Genomic DNA, 1,107 nt, shown 5'->3' with positions numbered 1-1,107 from the left:
GTCCGCGCTGTCGGAGATCTGGGCCGGCACGCTCGTGGGCGCGCAGAGCCAGATCTCGCGGGCGTCGGCCGGCAGGACGAAGCAGGCGGAGAGCCCGCGCGTCTCGGGCAGGAGGCGGGCGCCGTCCACCTCCAGGTGAACGCCGGCCCAGGTCTCGGGCTGGCGCAAGGTCCAGCCGGCCGCCTCGGCCCGGCTGCGCAGGCGCGCCCGGGCCGCCGCGACGACGGGGCCGTCGCGGTGGAAGGGCCGGCAATAATCGGCGGTCGTGGCCGCCCCGGCATCGGGGCTGGAAGCGAGATCGACGACCGCGCCCGCGCCGAAGAAGCCCCGGTTGCCGCAATCGAGGTAGCTCTCGGCGGGCAGGCCCTCGGCGAGCAGGATGTCGTGGCCGTCGAGTTCGACGTGCCAGTAGGTGACGTGCTCCACGTCCTCCTGGACGATGGTCGATCCGTTGACCAGGGCGATGGCCGGCACCAGCACCTCGCCGAGCAGGTCGAGGCAGAGGGCGTGGCCGGGCGAGACGCGCAGGTCGCGCGCGGGCTTGTTCTCGCCCAGCGCGCCGGCGCGGATGCGCACGGGCTGGGCCTGGCCGGGCCGGGGATGGCGGCGGGGTGCCAGGGCGCGGCTGCCGATCCAGCGGATCGGCCGGTGCTGGCCGGCGCCGGTGAGCACGCGATCGCCCACGCGCAGATCCTCGACCGCGACCTCGCCGTGCTCCGTGCGGATCCGCGTGCCGGTGACGTAGCAGGCCACGTCGGCCAGGAAGACGTCGGTGAAGCCGTTCGTGTCACCCGTGACGATGTTGGTGGCGTTGCTCTGGAAGGCGACGCGGGTGCCGTCGCCCGAGATCGAGGGGGTGTTGCTGGAACTGCCAACCTGCGCGCCCGTGCTGTCGGTGGAGACGCGGGTGGTGGTGCCGGTGCTCAGATCCTTGACGAAGGCGTCGGTCGTATTGTTCGTGTCGCCAGCCACGAGGTTGGTGGCGGTGCTCTGGAAGGCGACGCGGGTGCCGTCGGCCGAGATCGAGGCGCCGGTGCTGCCGCCGCCGCCGGTGGCCTGCGCGCCCGTGCTGTCGGTGGAGACGCGGGTGGTGGTGCCGGTGCCCAG

The 1,107-nt window shown here is 73.8% G+C and carries 1 protein-coding gene; it reads right to left on the bottom strand.

The features are described 5' to 3' along the window. A partial coding sequence (locus tag MFF30_RS24335) for a Hint domain-containing protein (protein ID WP_306424603.1) occupies positions 1 to 1,107 on the bottom strand: 1,107 nt, incomplete at both ends.

Source organism: Methylobacterium goesingense, from assembly GCF_022179225.1.
Lineage (GTDB): Bacteria > Pseudomonadota > Alphaproteobacteria > Rhizobiales > Beijerinckiaceae > Methylobacterium > Methylobacterium goesingense.
Note: the sequence above shows the minus strand (reverse complement) of the source record. Positions and strands in the feature narration are given on the sequence as shown.